Source organism: Pseudomonas paraversuta (assembly GCF_904063065.1).
GTDB classification, from domain to species: Bacteria; Pseudomonadota; Gammaproteobacteria; order Pseudomonadales; family Pseudomonadaceae; genus Aquipseudomonas; species Aquipseudomonas paraversuta.
The window spans coordinates 352733-369619 of sequence record NZ_CAJFCL010000006.1 but is presented as its reverse complement, the minus strand read 5'-3'; the positions used below and the strand labels follow the sequence as shown (position 1 = coordinate 369619).

Genomic DNA, 16887 nt, shown 5'->3' with positions numbered 1-16887 from the left:
GAGCACGAGGTCGGCAGCCTCGCGTTTGAATTCAGCGGAAAAGGTACGGCGTTGTTTGGTCATCTGACACCTCGATCTGGCGAGTATTCTCGCCTAAAAGGGTGTCCGGTTTCATTAGACCACTACAGTCCGTCCTCTAAGCACCTGCCCTCTCTGATATGAAAAAGCGTTCCCTACGCTCACAAACTGTTGCTTGAGATCGACTGCGGCCGTCGTAGCGCACATCCATATCATCGAACCAGATTCCGGCAGGTCTGCCACCAGACAGATCGTAGAGAGCAACGACGGACACCAAAAAGAGAGCATGTGAGCGATTTCAGGTAATTTGGCAGCCAAGCAGCCAGCACCGACTATTACGTAACACACTGGACGAGCTCTCGATCTATTCAGTGATTTCATTGGCAATGCAAGGGCGCACTTTCTGGCTCGGGCTTCGCACAAGATGGTCTAGAGAGTCTTGGTGGTGTGTAATAGACGGGAATAAAAAGCCCCGCAAAGCGGGGCATGTCATCAATGCTTGGATTCGTTGAGCCTCTGCTGTTCAGCAAGCAGGTCCAGCCGGATTTCGTCGAGGTGCTTGCGTTGACGTCTGGAACCAAAGAATGGCAACAGATGAAGATCGCCCAAGTCGGAAAATGTCTTTATCCCCACAGGTACCATCCCCAGTTGCACCTCCGCGTGTAGGCGGATGTAACGTCCGTCAAGCGTATCTAGTAAAGGGCCATGCCCTTTGGCTCGCAGAAGTCGTCCAAGCGCCCAGAAACCTACACCAAGAACGAAGAAGCTACCCAGCATGAAAAAGCCAAACAGAATGTCTGCAATCATGATTGTTCACCCGGTGATTGAGTCTTAGGCGACGGAGCCGCTTCTTTGGTGCGGCTTTCAGTTTCTGCAGCTGTGGCCAAGTCAGCTCCATGTATTACGTTTGCAGGCTCCCTTCCTTCTCCGTTGTCCACGTTGTCACCACCTGAGTTAGGAACAGCTTGTGGAGTACCGGCGCCCAGCGAAATTCCTGCGGTCCCCTCCATACCGGGCACATACATAGCGGCCATGAGTCCAACTGCTCGGGTTGCGGCTGATGCCACGTTATGGGCAGACAACCCTCCACCATTGTCTTGCGCACCTCCTGCGTACTGCTGAGAGGCTTGCAAGGTCGATTGCAAACTACTGCCGCCCTGATCCTCTTGTGGATTCGTCTGCGGCTGCGCGGCGGCTTTGCCCTTGGAATCGTCGCCGTTGCCTAGCGCAGCTTTCGCCGCCTTTTTGGCTGCCTGCTGCACGCCTTGGCTTGGCTGCGTCAGTGGGCTGCCGCCGCTAGGGCCACTAGAGGCGCTACCGCCGATTTTAGCTCCGGCTGATTTAGCGGCAGAACTACCGCCAGTGCTGGACCCGAGGCCCGAGCTAATAGCGCCAGTGCTGGCTGTGCCACCACCACCGGCAAAGCTGGAGTTGATTGCGCTGGCCAGACCTCCGGTGCCAATACCCCCGGGCGCGGCCGCTACACTTGCGCCACTACCACTACCACTCGCACCGATTGCCCTGGCCGCTGCCGGAGCTAATGCGCCTGCCGTGGCAATGGTAGCCGCCGCGGCTGCTGCACCAGCTACACCAGCCGCGGCCATGCCGCCAATCGCACCGCCGCCACCCGAAGAAACGCCGCTAATCATGCCCGCGATCAGTTCGGGAATGGTCTTGGTCAGGTAGGCGCATACCAGCGATAACCCCACCAAAGTCATCAGAGAGGCTTCGTCATTGGTATAAGCAACCTGCCACTTCTTCGCGACAGTCAGAATCAAGCCGACTATCAACGTCACCATAAATAGCTTGGCACCCACGGAAACTGCGTAGCGAATAACAGCCATCGTGTATTCCCGTGTCCACTGCGATGCGCCGAAAGCCATGAATAGAACAGAGGCGTTGATAACGACATAAGCCTCGACCAATGTCACAAAAATGAATGCCGCGATGAAAGCAAAAGCCATCAGAACGAGGATGGCAGCCAAGGCAACGACGATACTCTGCGAAGGGTTGAAAACGCTCATTCCGGTCAGGATGGCACGAGAAAACTCGACCGCCGTCGCAAACATATCTCCTGGCATTAGCTCAGGGCTTGGCAAGCCTGCTGCATGTGCCCCAGCTTGTCGGAAACTGTTCACAACCGCGCTTGCCCACTCCGTTGAGTGATCGAGCAGTATCAGGAAAAAACCGATGACCATGATGAAGCGGATTAGCTCGCCAACTAGCTCGCCGAAGTCGACTTGTTTGAATACCATCGGGAAGAATGTCCACACAAACTGGATGAGTGCCAGACTCCAAAATAGGTTCACCGCATAGCCATGAAGGCGAGGGGCCCATTCGTTAGAAGCCTCAAGAATCATGTCCAGCAAGCCCTGCATTGAGGTGTCGCTTTGGGCTAGATCGACTCCTGCAGCTGCACTCCCTGCAAGCAGCATTAGAAATAGTCCGCTGCAGCCAGCAATCATAGGTACGCGCATGTCAGTACCCCTTGGCGCCACCGCGACTGTTCGGGCGCTCATTGAATTGTTTGTCGGCGGCATGAGACTGGTTGATCTTTTCGGTAACCACTATGCGGTCATTAGAGATGGAACATATGATGCCGACCAGAGCTGCCCCTCCAAGTCCAGATGCTACACACAGCACAATAAGAAGCCATTTAGAGAACTTCATAGTCAGTACCCCTTCGCGCCGCCGCGAGTATTTGGGCGCTTGTTGAATTGCTCGGAGGCGGCGTCGCCGACCGACTGACGCGCGGTTTCTTGGGCTATGTAATTGCCCTGCAGGGTAATTTGAGTCGCCACCAAGTCGCGCAGTTTCTGAAGCTGCTGCACGTTTGAAGCGGCAATCTCGTTCCCAGCTTGGATGGCCTGCATCCGACCCGATGATGACTGCGAACGGTTCACCAGTTGTTCCAAGTGTGCATCTTCCGTCTCAAATGTGCTGGTATTCATGCCTGCTGCCTGCATAGCTCTTTTTGCGTTATCAAAGCCTTGCGCCGACCATTTTTCGTAGCGATCCGGCATTACGTCAGTCGCCTTACTGCTCGACTGGAGAAATTTCTGCAAATACGCCTCATACCCGGGAAACTGCGTATTGAATTGCGAATCGAGATTCGCCACATTGCGGCCTAATGACTGCGCCCTGTTGTAGATGCTTGTTACACGCTGCATGTCTTGGGTGATCCGGCCAAACATGCTGTTTGGCAACGGAGTCCCCTGCGTGACCATATTGTTGTATTGCTGAACTTGTGTCGAAAGCTGCTCTGCAGTGTTCAACGCCGTATTGACTGCTTCTGCGTACTCGAACATCTGTTGATAGAATGTAGAGCAGTTTGTGCAGTAGATAGCAAAGGCGTTCTGCCATGTAAAAAGCAAAGTAAAAACTGTTATTAATAATCTCCATCCATTTATCATTTTTGTCTCCAATGCGAGCCTGTCATGATAAATGAACGCGATTGCTTGCAATAGCGAGCGACGTAACGTGTGAACTGCACATATCCAAAGCTAAATCGATCAGCGTATTCGGTGTAGAGCCGAGTAAGGGGGTGGCCGAGCAGTATTTTCGTTTCTAACTCCTTCCTGATCGAGAAGAACTCAGCACGGCCAGCTCTTCTTTTGATAGGCTTTAGACTATTACTTTGCATCGACTTTCTCCGTTTGTTCCTATTGGTTTTAGCACGGATAAAAGCCTAGGGAAACATACAATAACTGCGCAGCTAAAATTAATGAAATTTAGCGTGATTGTATGCAGCTCAAGGAAGTTTAAGGCAACTCTAGGCAATTCAATGCGACTGTATGCGATTTAGCGAAATTCAAAGCGATTGATGAGTTTTTAGTTTTAAATCGCATTAAATCGCTTACAACAGTATGGCAAGATGTGTGTTGTACGGGTACGGGCAAGCCCGAACCCATCCAACACCGCCCCTTATTCGCCTGCGGCTCAACGGTATCTTGCTCTGCGAGGCCCGCCGCCGCTGCCTCGTCTAAGAGCGAAAAGCAACAACAGGAGCAGAAGCAATGACAGAGGACACCAAAGGAAAAGCCCAGCCTCGACGGCGCGGAAAGCCGATAGAGGTGTGGGTTACAGATGAGGAAAAGGCGACCATCACTGAGCGTGCCGAAGAGGCTGGTATGTCCCGCTCCGGTTACCTCCGAGCATTGGGTCTGAATACACCCATTCGCTCGGTCGTCGATCTGAAAGCGGTGGCTGATCTTTGCAGAATTAACGGCGACTTGGGGCGGGTTGCCGGTTTGTTGAAGCTGTGGCTTTTGGAGAAAAACGGGCAGGGAGCAAGCTCGGTCGAGATCGAGCGGATGATGGTCGAGTTTCGAGAGCTGCAGGCGGGTGTTCGGGAAAAGATGAGCGCTGTCGTTTTTGTTAGAAAAGCGTAGGGCTTGACGCCGAAACTCTTTGGATTGTGCAATCCAATTCAGTGCTGACAGTTGCTAGAATTGCGCATTTTTCCCGTTAGCCGCTTTGAAAGGAAATGCACATGTCGGCTCTTGCTGCGCTTTTGGATTCTTATCGTTCTGCCTCTGTCACCGAGCGCGAGAAGGGCACCTACTTTGAGGAACTGATCTGCGTTTACTTGCGCAATGAAGCGACCTACCGCGATCTGTACGATCAAGTATGGACGTATGCCGACTGGGCCAAGGAGCAGGGCTTGAGTGGTAAGGATGCAGGCATTGATCTTGTGGCTCGTACCCAGGGCACCGGCGAGTATCACGCCATCCAGTGCAAGCTGTTCGCCGAGGACTACAAAGTCCAGAAGAAGGACATCGACAGTTTCTTCACCGCCTCGGGCAAAGCGCCGTTCTCGCACCGCATCATCGTTACCACCACCAACAACTGGAGCGAGCACGCCGAGGATGCCTTGCAGGGCCAACAGCCTCCGGTCAGCAAGATCGATCTGCAAGCCTTGGAAGACAGCCAGATTGACTGGGCCAAGTACCAGTCCAGCAAAGCGGTCGCACTCAAATCCAAGAAGCAACTGCGTGAGCACCAGCAGACAGCATTAAATGCTGTATCTGCGAATGCGCAAGTAGTACTGCCTCCATCACAGTCCGGTATTTTACGCACTGGAACAGGCCTCTAGTGATATCGGGGACCGAAGAGATTGAGAGGGGGTTGTGTGCTACGAAATCCTTTAATTTCTTATGGTGCTCGCTTTCACCTCCTCCGGCGATTTGACAAGCCAACTCAAGAGCGTGCGAGAAATCGGTTTCGGTCAGTTCAAGGTCTAAAGTTTTTAGGACCTTGTCCCATTGTGGAAACGTAAAAACGTGATTGAGTTCGGCTTTGACAATTACCTGCTTCTGATGGCGGGGCAGAGTAGCGAACTCTTCTTCCTTAACTAAAAACCACCCGACCCCTTCACCAGGTAGGCCGGTGTTTTTATTGACTACCAGCGCTTGGATATCCGAGCAAAAGCCATTGCACTATCTCAGCTCTTTGGCCAGATCTAACCAAGCCATTGCAGCCGGAGGCAAATGCGCACCGGCACGCCAAGCGAGTGCAATATTCCAATCCGTGTGTGGCTCTTCAAGAGGTACTAGAGCGATGCCCGCATGTTTATGTTTTTGCGCAAGCATTCGCGGTAAAAATGCCACCCCTAAACCTGCAGCTACCAGGTCGGCGATGAAATCAATCTGCCCGCTGCGGGCCGTCACCCGGGGCACAATCCCTCTTCGATCACAAGCGGCCATAATTAATGCGTTAAGCGCAAACCCCTCATCAAAGAGGATGAATGGCGAATCCGCCAGATCACTGAAGTTCATTCGCTTGCGTCGCGAAAGCGAATGGGCGCTAGGCAGCACAACCACTAAAGGCTCGTTGCGCACTTCCTGATAAGCGAAAGTTTCATCGATCGGAATCAGTAGTGCTGCCAAGTCCACCTCTCCGGCCTCCAGGCACTCACACAGTTTCTTACTACCGTGCTCTATCAGTTCTATATTCACCATCGGATAGCGGCTGCGATAAGTAGCAAACATCTCAGCGAACAATACCCCGGAGCCTACAGGCGGCAAGCCGATCCGCAGCGTACCGCCCTTCAGGTCGCGCAGTTCATTGATCTCTGCGATCAGATCGTTCCGATCTGCGAGTAATACCAGTGCGCGCCGATAGGCAATCTCACCTGCGGCCGTCAACTCGCTTTTATGGCCGATACGGTTCAGCAGTGGCGTACCTAGCTCATCCTCGAGCGTCCTGACTGCCTTGCTGACTGAGGACTGAGTCAAAGACACAACCTCCGCAGCTTGGGAGAAACCTCCCTGGCGCACCACTTCTACAAACACCCGCAGCGTTCTGAGATTCATGTGTATTCCAATAGCGACTCAATTCGAGTAGAAAAAGTTGTTTTTATCATACTCAACAATCCCTTATCGTGAAATTCACTCAGCAACGTCCTACGTCGCTGAAATTTTCTAGAGACCTAGGAGTTGTAGATAATGATTATTTCATCGGCATCCGACTATCGCGAAGCCGCGAGACGCAAATTGCCGCGATTTCTGTTCGACTACATCGACGGCGGCGCCTATGCCGAACACACAATGCGTGCCAATAGCGCTGACCTCGCCAGCATCAGCTTGCGTCAACGCATCTTGAGAAATGTTGACAGTTTGAGTCTCAAAACGACGCTCTTTGGAAAGGAACAGAGTCTGCCGATCATCCTCAGCCCCGTCGGACTGACCGGTATGTATGCCCGTCGTGGTGAAGTACAAGCGGCCAAGGCTGCGGCCACGAAAGGCATTCCCTTTTGCCTGTCCACAGTATCGGTCTGCTCGATTGAAGAGGTTAGTTCCCAGAGTTCGCAATCGATCTGGTTTCAACTCTATGTGCTCAAGGATCGCGGATTTATGCGTAATGCCCTAGAGCGTGCTCAAGCAGCCGGCGTTACCACGCTGGTGTTCACCGTAGACATGCCGACGCCAGGCGCTCGTTACCGTGATGCCCACTCGGGCATGTCTGGGCCACTCGCAGCTTCACGGCGCATCCTGCAAGCCACCACTAGGCCGGATTGGGCGTTTAATGTCGGTATCCTCGGTCGTCCGCATGATTTGGGCAACATCTCCAAGTACCTGGGCAAAGCCACCACCCTGGAAGATTATGTTGGCTGGTTAGGCAATAACTTCGACCCCTCTATCAGCTGGAAGGACCTGGAATGGATCCGCGAGTTTTGGAAGGGCCCGATGATTATCAAGGGCATCCTTGATCCACAGGACGCCAAGGACGCAGTAAGTTTCGGCGCTGATGGCATCGTGGTCTCCAACCACGGCGGTCGCCAATTGGACGGTGTGCTGTCCACCGCTAGGGCTTTGCCTCCCATCGCCGAAGTAGTGGGTGATGACCTGACGGTGCTGGTGGACTCTGGCATTCGTTCCGGGCTGGATGTTGTGCGCATGCTCGCCTTAGGCGCCAAGGCATGCCTGCTGGGGCGCTCGACGGTTTACGCTCTGGCCGCCGACGGACAGCACGGGGTAGAGAATATGCTGGATATCTTCTCGCAAGAAATGCGCGTGGCAATGACGCTCACTGGTGTTACCTCGATTGACAAGATCGATCGAACCGCATTGGTTCCAGTTGAGTAATGAAGGTTCGATCATGTCGCAATCACTGACCGTTAAGATGTTGGAAGCGGTACGCAATGTACCGATTGGCTACGTAGTGTGTGGTGGTGTTGTCTGTACTGTGCCGGCGCTCCTCGCGGCTCGCTTACACAACCCCTTGTTCTGTTGGTCAGCGATTGCCGCATTCTGGAGCTATCTGTCGATTCCGAGCGATAAGTCCCCAAAGGGTTGTATCTTCGGCCTGGTTTTCGGCATCACCGGCGCCGTGGCGTCAGGGCTAGGTGCTTGGACGATGGTATGGCCGCAACTGGCTATAGCACTGTCGGCCCTCTTTGCGTTTGCTGGCGCTTACGCCCAGGTTTGCGGCGCGCGCATTAGCATTCCCGCTTTGCTGACAGCGACGGCATTTGCGGTATCCACTGCATTCCCGGCAAAGGACTTTGCCCAGGGATTTGCTTATGCACGTTACTTTCTATATGGCAGCCTATGGGCTACAGGCTCCGCATTGCTGTTCCAATGGTGTCAGTACGACCAGCCTGATGCTGCAAAGCGGCCAGTTTTATGGTCGGCACTCAGAACAAATTTCACACCGAAATCTAACTTCTTTCTGCATGGGCTTCGCGTTGCGCTGTCGGGAGCACTGTCAGTTTGGTTGGTTCAATTGTGGTCGTTGCATTACGGATACTGGATGACCCTTACGGTGTTTCTGATCATGCAGCCCTACATGCATTCAACGTTGAGGATGTCTCTGGAGCGAGTCGGCGGCACCTTCTTAGGGGGAGCCATTGCTGCCGTTCTTGGTTACGCAATCCATGATCCGTTTTTGTTGGCTGCACTGATACTGCCTGTTTCTATTGGCACCCTGGCAGGGCGCTCTGTGAGCCACATCAGCTATTTGATGTTCCTCACTCCACATTTCATACTGGTCGCGCAGGTTGGCCAGTCAGGAGGATCGGAGCTGGATTTGGTATTTCTACGAATGCTCTACAGCACCGGTGGTGCACTTTTAGCGATCATCGCTTCGCTTGTGATTTTTCCTCGCTGGCAAACGGCTGAGCCGTAGAGGACTAGGGGAGTGTTTCCTAGACCGCCGGTTTGAAAGCCCCTTCCCGTGCAGCCAACCAGTAACACCGCGCAAAAACTCAGTAATAGGCTCCGCGTGAACATGGCGTTCTTCCTCATGGTTTGACTCGGATGTTTGTAGGCCCTGATCGTGCCGTAGTCACGTGCGCCCTATCAAAGAGCGCTATACCCCCTCTACAGGTGCTTGTCATGCGATGAGAGGCGGGAGGGCTGAGCATCTAGAGCGTCGTTCGGGAATGGTTCTTTTCATGGTATGCCTTTTGTTTTGTTTGATAGTTATCTGCTTTTAAAGGTTTTATTGCGCTTGTTGATAATAGAGTGGGAATAAGTCCGGCCGGGTAACCGGTCTGATTTGAAAAGGGCGGTCAACACTGGGTGTTGACCGCCCTTTTTTTATTTCTGTACCCCCAACCTGTCGGAGCGAGCTTTTCAACAGCTCGCTCCGACAGAAGCAGGATGCAGCCCTTACTGTTTCGCAATTGCAGGTGTATCGTATTCGCCTTTTGCGGGCTGCACGCCCGCGCCGGATACGAGAGGTAGTTGAATCAATGTCCTTTACCCGTCGACAAATACTCGGTGGTCTGGCCGGCCTGGTAGTGGTGGGTGTTGGCGCAGGAGGCGCTTCGCGTTACTGGCTGGGCAAGATGGCCGATGCCGAGGCTGGCCACGACTATGAGCTGATTGCCGCGCCGCTGGATGTGGAACTGGTGCCCGGTCATCAAACCGAAGCCTGGGCCTTCGGTCCGTCGGCGCCCGGCACCGAGCTGCGGGTGCGACAGGGGGAGTGGCTGCGGGTGCGCTTTATCAACCACCTTCCGGTAGCCACTACCATTCACTGGCACGGTATCCGACTGCCGCTGGAAATGGACGGTGTGCCTTATGTTTCGCAATTGCCGGTATTGCCCGGTGAATACTTCGACTACAAGTTCCGTGTGCCGGATGCCGGCAGTTTCTGGTACCACCCCCACGTCAACAGCAGCGAAGAACTGGGCCGTGGTCTGGTCGGGCCGCTGATTGTCGAGGAGCGCGAGCCCACCGGTTTCCAGCACGAGCGTACCCTGAGCATTAAGAACTGGCACGTGGATGAAGAGGGCGGTTTTCTGCCGTTCAGCATTACCCGTGAAGCCGCCCGTGGCGGCACCCCGGGACGCCTGTCGACGATTAATGGCAGCCACGTGCCGACCATTGATTTGCCAGCCGGACAGATCACCCGGGTGCGCATCCTCAACCTCGACAATACCCTGACCTATCGTCTGAACATCCCGGGCATCGAAGCCAGAATTTATGCCCTGGATGGCAACCCCGTCGAGCCACGGCCTTTGGGCAAGGAATACTGGCTGGGCCCCGGCATGCGTATTTGCCTGGCGATCAAGGCTCCGGCGGCGGGGCAAGAGTTATCACTGCGAGACGGTCCCGTACGTTTGGGCACGCTGCGCTCGGTTGCCAGCAACGCTGCGGCGGTGGAGTGGCCACCGGCGTTGCCCGCCAACCCGATTGCCGAGCCCGATGTGGCGAACGCTGAAAAGATCAACTTCAACTTTGAATGGGTCGGCTCGGTTTCCGAGAACCTGGGCCCTGACCAGCCGCCCAGCCTGTGGCAGATCAACGGCGTGGCCTGGGACATCAAGGACAAGACCTGCGCCGATCGGCCGATAGCCAAACTCAAGCTGGGTCAGAGCTATATCTTCGAATTGAAGAACATGACCCAGTACCAGCACCCGATCCATCTGCACGGCATGAGCTTCAAGGTGCTGGCGTCCAATCGCAAAAAAATCATTCCCTACTTCACCGATACCTACCTGCTGGGTAAAAACGAACGTGCCCGCGTGGCACTGGTGGCGGATAATCCCGGCGTGTGGATGTTCCACTGCCATGTGATTGACCACATGGAAACCGGCCTTATGGCCGCAATTGAGGTTTCCTGATGCGACAAGGGCGTCAACCGCAAATCATCGATCGCAGCCGCGATCAGGACTACATGCGTGAAGCGCTGGCGCTGGCGGCTCAGGGCGCGGCCCTGGGCGAAGTGCCGGTGGGCGCGGTGCTGGTGCAAAACGGTGAAATTATCGGCCGCGGGTTTAACTGCCCGATCAGCGGCAGCGACCCCAGCGCCCATGCTGAGATGGTTGCCATCCGTGCAGCCGCAGCGGCGGCCAGCAACTACCGGCTGCCCGGCAGCACCCTGTACGTGACCCTGGAGCCGTGCAGCATGTGCGCGGGCCTGATCGTCCACTCCCGGGTGGCTCGGGTGGTGTACGGCGCGCTGGAGCCCAAGGCGGGAATTGTGCAAAGTCAGGGGCAGTTCTTCAGCCAGGGCTTTCTGAATCACCGGGTGCTGTTCGAAGGCGGGGTCTTGGCCGAAGAGTGCGGAGCTATCCTCAGCGAATTCTTCAAGGCCCGTCGGGCCAAATAACGCCCCTCTGCCTCTGTAGGAGCGAGCTTGCTCGCGAGCTGTTCGTGGTGCATCGGAAAAGCTCGCGAGGCAAGCTCGCTCCTACAGCGTCTCGGGTTTCTTATTTCCTGGCGATGATCACTGCGCGCATCGGCGCCGGCAGGCCTTCGACGGTTTTGCCGGGGTCGTTCGGGTCCAGGTAGTCGCTCAGGGACTGGAACTTCATCCACTCAGTCGCCCGTTGTTCTTCTACGGTGGTGGTGCTTACGTCCACGCAGCGTACGTCGCTGAAACCGGCACGGCGCAGCCAGCGCTCCAGCGCCGGGATCGACGGCAGGAACCACACGTTGCGCATTTGCGCATAGCGGTCTTCAGGCACCAGCACCTGATTGACGTCGCCTTCAATGACCAGGGTTTCCAGCACCAGTTCGCCACCCTTGACCAGGCAATCCTTGAGGGCCAGCAAGTGTTCGATCGGCGAGCGGCGGTGGTAAAACACGCCCATGGAAAACACGGTATCGAAACCTTCCAGGTTCGGCGGCAGGTCTTCGAACGGGAAGGGCAGGTGCCAGGCAGCTTCTTGTTGCAGGAAGCGCTGCACGGCCTGGAACTGGCAGAAGAACAACCAGTTCGGATCAACCCCGATCACGCTATGGGCGCCGGCGCCGAGCATGCGCCACATGTAGTAACCGTTGCCGCAACCGACATCGAGGATGCGTTTGTGCTTGAGGTTGATATGCGGTGCGACCCGTGACCACTTCCAGTCCGAGTGCCATTCGGTGTCGACGTGTACGCCGAACAGGTCGAACGGTCCTTTGCGCCACGGCGACAGGCCCATCAGTGCCTGACGCATTTGCGTGCGGGTTGCATCGTCGCAGTCGGTGTCCAGGGTCAGGCCGTTGAGCAGGTCGATCTCGGTCGGCTTCACGTCGGGCAAGGCATCCAGCGCGCTTTGCCAGCGCTCCAGGTCGCCGTGGCCTTTCTCCATTTTGACATCGAGCTGCGCTTGCAGAGTGTTGGCCCATGCAGCCAGTGGAGTGCCGGCCAGACGCCGGGCGAGGGGGGAAAGATCAATCATGGCAAGGCAATCAACGAGGCAAAGTTAAGACACTGGAACCACGGCACGACTTTCGAGAACCCGGCCGCCAGCAGGCGTTCGCGGTGTTCTTCGAGGCTGTCGGGCTTCATGACGTTTTCGATGGCGCTGCGCTTTTGCGCGATTTCCAGATCGCTGTAGCCATTGGCACGCTTGAAGGCAACGTGCAAATCGGTGAGCAGGGCGTGTTCCTCGGGATCATTGAAGCGCAGCTTCTCCGAGAGGATCAGTGCGCCGCCGGGCAGCAATGACTGGCGAATCCGTGCGAGCAGGGCCAGGCGCTGTTCGGGGGCGATAAATTGCAGGGTGAAGTTCAATGCCACCACCGAGGCGGGCTTGAACTCCAGCGCCAGGATGTCGCCTTCAATCACATCAACCGGCAGCAACTCCTGGAACATCGAGTTCTGGGCGTTGAGGTATTCGCGGCAGCGCTCGACCATGGCTTGCGAGTTATCCACCGCAATCACCTGGCAACCTTCACTGCGTACATGTCGGCGCAGGGCCTGGGTGACGGCACCCAACGAGCAGCCCAGGTCGTACAGGACACTGTCGGGCTGAGCGAACTGGGCAGCAAGCACACCAAGGTTTTCGACAATGGTCGGGTAGCCCGGCACCGAGCGCTTGATCATGTCCGGGAACACCCGCACCACGTCCTCGTTAAAGGCGAAGTCCGGCACCTGGGCCAGGGGCTGGGCGAAAATACGGTCAGGTTCTTTGCTCACGACGGTTCCGGCGCTGGAATATTTGAAGGGCGCGCATTTTAGCCAAGTTGGCGCCGGGATGCGCGGTCTGTCTGATAAACCGCGCATCTTCAACGCGCCGGGGCGCCAGCCTGTCAGTGATCGCGTTTGCTCTGGCTAAACGCCGAGGCGGCAATACCCCATTGCCCGAGCCAGTAAGTGAGAATGATCAGGTAGGGCGCAGCATCGAACGACAGCACAAAACGGTTGATTCCGATCATGCTGTCGGAGGCGACGAATGCCAGCGCCCCGGCCGCTGCCAGCCACGCCGAGCGCCCGGGTACGCCACTGCCCAGCCGGGCCAGCGCGCGCCAGAGCATGGCGCTGATGGTCAGGGCGTAAATGCAGACCGGGATCAACAAGTCCCCCAATCCCTTGGCTGCCATCACGCTCAGCAGACTGATGCCTGCCAGTAACGCCAATGCCAGTGCCGGCAGCGCCGGGCGGCGGCAGTCCACCAGGTAGGCCTTGAGGTAAGCCAGGTGGGCAAACAAAAACGCGCCCAGGCCATATACAAACAGGTCCACCGGCCAGGCCAGCAGTATGTCGCCGAGCAGGGAAAACATCAGGCCGATGCTGATCCAGCGCCGATAGGCACTGGGCGGTGCATCCTGCAGCCAGCCGAGCAGGGCCAGCACCGGGACGGCTTTGCTGATCAGGCACAGGAGCGTGGCGTGCATGCTCAGGCCGTACAGGTACGCGCCGGCACCCATGACCGCGAGAATCAGCCATGGCATGTCAGTTCACCGTGATCTGGCAATCGAATGTTTGCGCGGGTTCGGCTTCTGGCTCCCAGGGCTGCTGAGAGGTCAGGCGCAGGCGCCCGTTGCCGGTGGCAAATGCCTGAAAGCGCCAGGTCGATTGCCCGCCGCTTCCCAGTAACTGGCCGTTGTCGGTGCTGCTGTAAACCTCAGGGCTCAGGCTGCGCAGAATGCCCCCGGCAGAGTCCTGAATCGCCCAGCGGTAACCCGTGGTGGGATTGCTTGGCAGCGACAGGGTCAAATTTTGCCCGTTGTGCAGTTGTATCGGACAGTCGCTTTGATCTTCAACGGTGAGGTTGTTCGCAGGCGGGTGCGCACAGGCTGTCAGCAGGCTGAGGCTGAGCAGTGAGAGGATACGTGCATGGGGCATTGATGGCTCCGGTCAGACGAATACAAGGGCGCAGCATAACCCATGATTCCCGTAGCTTCCTGTAGTCGCTGACGAGGCACGGGGCTTCAGTCAGGGGGGGCTTGCTGCGCCGTCTATCGCAGCCCCGTACCTCGTCAGCGACGCCACGGCGTTCGGGTGTTGTAACGACCCGATTGCCGTAGCCGCTGGCGAGTGAAACGAGCCTGCAGTAAGGGCCGGAAAATTCTCCCTTGTTTCAGAACAGTACTTTGGCCACATCGGCAAAGCGCTTGGCGAAATGCACGGTGATGCCCTCTTTCAGGTAGTCCGGCAGCTCCTCAAAGTTGCCCCGGTTAGGTTCGGGCAGAATCAACTCGTGAATTTTCTGCCTGCGTGCCGCAATCACTTTTTCACGCACGCCGCCAATCGGTAACACGTACCCGGTCAGCGTCAGCTCGCCGGTCATGGCGATGCCTTTTTTCGGTGCCTGATTGCGGGCCAGCGATAACAGGGCACTGGCCATGGTCACACCGGCACTCGGACCGTCCTTGGGCGTCGCACCTTCCGGCACGTGCAAGTGCACAAAGGCTTCATCGAAGAAGCGCGGGTCGCCGCCAAATTTCTGCAGATTGGCGCTGATGTAGCTGTAGGCAATTTCGGCCGACTCTTTCATCACATCCCCCAGCTGTCCGGTCAGCTTGAAGCCGCGATTGAGGGTGTGGATGCGGGTTGCCTCGATCGGCAGGGTGGCGCCGCCCATGCTGGTCCAGGCCAGACCGGTAATGACTCCGGTGCCGCTGATGACCTGCTCGTTACGAAACGGCGGCATACCCAGCGAAGTTTCGAGATCCCTGGGCCCGATCTTGATCACCGCCTCGGGATCATCCAGCAACTTGACCACCGCTTTGCGTACCAGCTTGCCCAGCTGTTTTTCCAGCTGGCGCACCCCGGCTTCACGGGCGTAGCCGTCGATCACGGCACGCAGGGCGCTGTCGCTGATGCTCAGGCTGTTTTTTGATACCCCGGCTTTCTCCAGTTGCTTGGGCCACAGATGGCGCTTGGCAATGGCGATCTTTTCTTCGGTGATGTAACCGGAGAGGCGAATCACTTCCATACGGTCGAGCAATGGCCCGGGGATCGAGTCCAGGGTGTTGGCGGTACACACGAACAGCACTTTGGACAGGTCCAGGCGCAGGTCCAGATAGTGGTCGAGGAAATCGACGTTTTGCTCCGGATCAAGGGTTTCGAGCAACGCCGAGGCCGGATCGCCCTGGAAGCTCTGGCCCATCTTGTCGATCTCGTCGAGCATGATCACCGGGTTCATCACTTCGACGTCTTTCAGTGCCTGTACCAGCTTGCCCGGCTGGGCGCCGATATAGGTGCGCCGGTGGCCCTTGATCTCGGCTTCATCGCGCATGCCGCCAACGCTGAAGCGATAGAACGGGCGCCCCAGGGATTCGGCAATGGATTTGCCGACGCTGGTTTTACCCACCCCGGGAGGGCCGACCAACAGCACGATCGAGCCGCTGACCGAGCCTTTGTAGGCACCTACGGCCAGAAACTCGAGGATACGGTTTTTAATATCATCGAGCCCGGCATGGTGGGCATCGAGCACTTTTCGCGCGTGCTTGAGGTCGAGCTTGTCCTGACCGAACACGCCCCACGGCACCGCTGTCGCCCAGTCCAGATAATTGCGGGTCACCGCGTATTCGGGCGATCCGGTTTCCAGAATCGACAGCTTGTTCATTTCTTCGTCGATGCGTTTTTGTGCCTGGGGGGGCAGGGTCTTGCCCTCAAGACGTTGCTTGAACTGCTCGATATCGGCGCTGCGATCATCCTTGGTCAGTCCCAGTTCCTGCTGGATCACCTTGAGCTGTTCCTTGAGGAAGAACTCGCGTTGATGCTCGCCGATCTTGAGATTGACCTCGGCCGAAATCTCTTTTTGCAGCCGCGCGACTTCGACTTCCTTGCGCAGCATCGGCAGGACTTTTTCCATGCGCTTGAGTATCGGTACGCAATCGAGCACTTCTTGCAGCTCGTTGCCGGTGGCCGAGGTCAATGCTGCGGCAAAGTCGGTAAGCGGCGACGGGTCATTCGGACTGAAGCGATTGAGATAGTTTTTCAGCTCTTCGCTGTACAGCGGGTTGAGCGGCAGCAACTCCTTGATCGCGTTGATCAGCGCCATGCCGTACGCCTTCACCTCGTCGGTGGGGGCGGTATTTTCTTTCGGGTATTCAACCTCCACCAGATACGGTGGACGGTGGTGCTTGAGCCACATGCTGATGCGTACGCGGGTCAGGCCCTGGGCCACGAACTGCAGTTTGCCGTTTTCGCGGCTGGCGTGATGCACCTTCACCAGCGTGCCGTATTCCGGGAGGCTGGAGGTGTCGAAGTGGCGGGGATCATCGGGAGGGGTGTCGACAAAAAACAGCGCCAGCGAATGATGCGGCGACTTGCTGACCAGCTCCAGGGTTTCGGCCCAGGGCTCTTCATTGACGATGACCGGCAACACTTGCGCCGGGAAGAACGGCCGATTGTGAATCGGGATGATGTAAACCTTGTCCGGCAGATTCTGCCCCGGCAAGGCCAGCTCAGTACCTGCAGCGTGTTCGGTTGATTCGGTCTCGGTGTGCTCTACATCGGTGTACTCAGTTGTATTGTCCGGGAATTCTTGCTGGTCGCTCATGGGGCACCTGCGCAATTGGGTATGTGTCTTAGATGGGGCGTATTGCCAGTGGTTTCAAGGTGAAGGGTTTTTCATCATCAGGGGCATGGGCCGGTGGCAGCCCCGGGCCCCGGGATTGTCATGGTTCCAGGCGGATTCGCAGGCACAAAAAAAGGCGGCCATCTCGCGATGGCCGCCTTTCCCGGAACCGGCTGTAA

At 56.6% G+C, this 16887-nt stretch carries 15 protein-coding genes and 1 pseudogene; 6 read left to right on the top strand and 10 right to left on the bottom strand.

Annotated features, from left to right (window positions below; all coding sequences use genetic code 11):
- Positions 1-510: 510 nt before the first annotated feature.
- From JQ845_RS14980 to JQ845_RS23310, 4 genes are all read right to left on the bottom strand, one after another.
- The gene (locus JQ845_RS14980; protein WP_047282256.1) at positions 511-825 is read right to left on the bottom strand and encodes a hypothetical protein; all 315 of its coding nucleotides are present in this window, start codon (positions 823-825) and stop codon (positions 511-513) included.
- Positions 822-2495: a P-type conjugative transfer protein TrbL gene (gene trbL / locus JQ845_RS14975; protein ID WP_203009191.1), complete on the bottom strand. Its 1674-nt coding sequence runs from the start codon at positions 2493-2495 to the stop codon at positions 822-824. The genes JQ845_RS14980 and trbL overlap by 4 nt, the downstream gene beginning before the upstream one ends.
- Before the next feature lie 195 nt (positions 2496-2690).
- A complete protein-coding gene (gene trbJ / locus JQ845_RS14970) occupies positions 2691-3431 on the bottom strand; it encodes a P-type conjugative transfer protein TrbJ (RefSeq protein ID WP_003443308.1) in 741 nt (246 codons plus the stop codon).
- Complete coding sequence (locus JQ845_RS23310) at positions 3428-3661, bottom strand: TraK family protein (protein ID WP_003443306.1); 234 nt, start codon at positions 3659-3661, stop codon at positions 3428-3430. The genes trbJ and JQ845_RS23310 overlap by 4 nt, the downstream gene beginning before the upstream one ends.
- A gap of 373 nt (positions 3662-4034) precedes the next feature.
- Here JQ845_RS23310 and JQ845_RS14960 point away from each other — a divergent pair, with 373 nt between their 5' ends.
- Positions 4035-4409: a plasmid mobilization protein gene (locus tag JQ845_RS14960; protein ID WP_003443304.1), complete on the top strand. Its 375-nt coding sequence runs from the start codon at positions 4035-4037 to the stop codon at positions 4407-4409.
- 101 nt (positions 4410-4510) lie between these two features.
- Positions 4511-5107 (top strand): annotated as a pseudogene (locus tag JQ845_RS14955) (restriction endonuclease); the annotation flags it as partial.
- A gap of 349 nt (positions 5108-5456) precedes the next feature.
- Here JQ845_RS14955 and JQ845_RS14950 read toward each other — a convergent pair.
- Positions 5457-6332 carry a LysR family transcriptional regulator gene (locus JQ845_RS14950; RefSeq protein WP_003443297.1) on the bottom strand — a complete coding sequence of 292 codons (876 nt, stop codon included), beginning with the start codon at positions 6330-6332 and terminating at the stop codon, positions 5457-5459.
- A gap of 132 nt (positions 6333-6464) precedes the next feature.
- Here JQ845_RS14950 and lldD point away from each other — a divergent pair, with 132 nt between their 5' ends.
- The 4 genes from lldD to tadA all read left to right on the top strand — a co-directional run bounded on the left by lldD (position 6465) and on the right by tadA (position 11079).
- The gene (gene lldD, locus JQ845_RS14945) at positions 6465-7604 is read left to right on the top strand and encodes an FMN-dependent L-lactate dehydrogenase LldD (protein ID WP_003443295.1); all 1140 of its coding nucleotides are present in this window, start codon (positions 6465-6467) and stop codon (positions 7602-7604) included.
- A 13-nt stretch (positions 7605-7617) separates the two neighbouring features.
- Positions 7618-8646 carry an FUSC family protein gene (locus JQ845_RS14940; RefSeq protein WP_003443292.1) on the top strand — a complete coding sequence of 343 codons (1029 nt, stop codon included), beginning with the start codon at positions 7618-7620 and terminating at the stop codon, positions 8644-8646.
- Between the two features lie 568 nt (positions 8647-9214).
- Positions 9215-10591, top strand: a complete 1377-nt coding sequence (locus JQ845_RS14935; RefSeq protein WP_003443290.1) for a multicopper oxidase family protein — start codon at positions 9215-9217, stop codon at positions 10589-10591.
- Positions 10591-11079, top strand: coding sequence for a tRNA adenosine(34) deaminase TadA (gene tadA / locus JQ845_RS14930; protein WP_003443288.1), 489 nt, complete (start codon positions 10591-10593; stop codon positions 11077-11079). Before JQ845_RS14935 ends, tadA begins: the two co-directional genes overlap by 1 nt.
- Before the next feature lie 100 nt (positions 11080-11179).
- On the opposite strand, the gene cmoB is transcribed toward tadA, so the two are convergent.
- The 5 genes from cmoB to lon all read right to left on the bottom strand — a co-directional run bounded on the left by cmoB (position 11180) and on the right by lon (position 16690).
- Positions 11180-12136 carry a tRNA 5-methoxyuridine(34)/uridine 5-oxyacetic acid(34) synthase CmoB gene (cmoB, locus tag JQ845_RS14925; protein WP_003443286.1) on the bottom strand — a complete coding sequence of 319 codons (957 nt, stop codon included), beginning with the start codon at positions 12134-12136 and terminating at the stop codon, positions 11180-11182.
- Positions 12133-12876, bottom strand: a complete 744-nt coding sequence (gene cmoA / locus JQ845_RS14920; protein ID WP_203009190.1) for a carboxy-S-adenosyl-L-methionine synthase CmoA — start codon at positions 12874-12876, stop codon at positions 12133-12135. The genes cmoB and cmoA overlap by 4 nt, the downstream gene beginning before the upstream one ends.
- A 113-nt stretch (positions 12877-12989) precedes the next feature.
- Positions 12990-13631, bottom strand: a complete 642-nt coding sequence (locus tag JQ845_RS14915; RefSeq protein WP_003443283.1) for a lysoplasmalogenase — start codon at positions 13629-13631, stop codon at positions 12990-12992.
- 1 nt (position 13632) lies between these two features.
- Positions 13633-14025, bottom strand: a complete 393-nt coding sequence (locus JQ845_RS14910; protein ID WP_003443281.1) for a protease inhibitor I42 family protein — start codon at positions 14023-14025, stop codon at positions 13633-13635.
- 235 nt (positions 14026-14260) lie between these two features.
- Complete coding sequence (lon, locus tag JQ845_RS14905) at positions 14261-16690, bottom strand: endopeptidase La (RefSeq protein ID WP_236010215.1); 2430 nt, start codon at positions 16688-16690, stop codon at positions 14261-14263.
- Between the last annotated feature and the right edge of the window lie 197 nt (positions 16691-16887).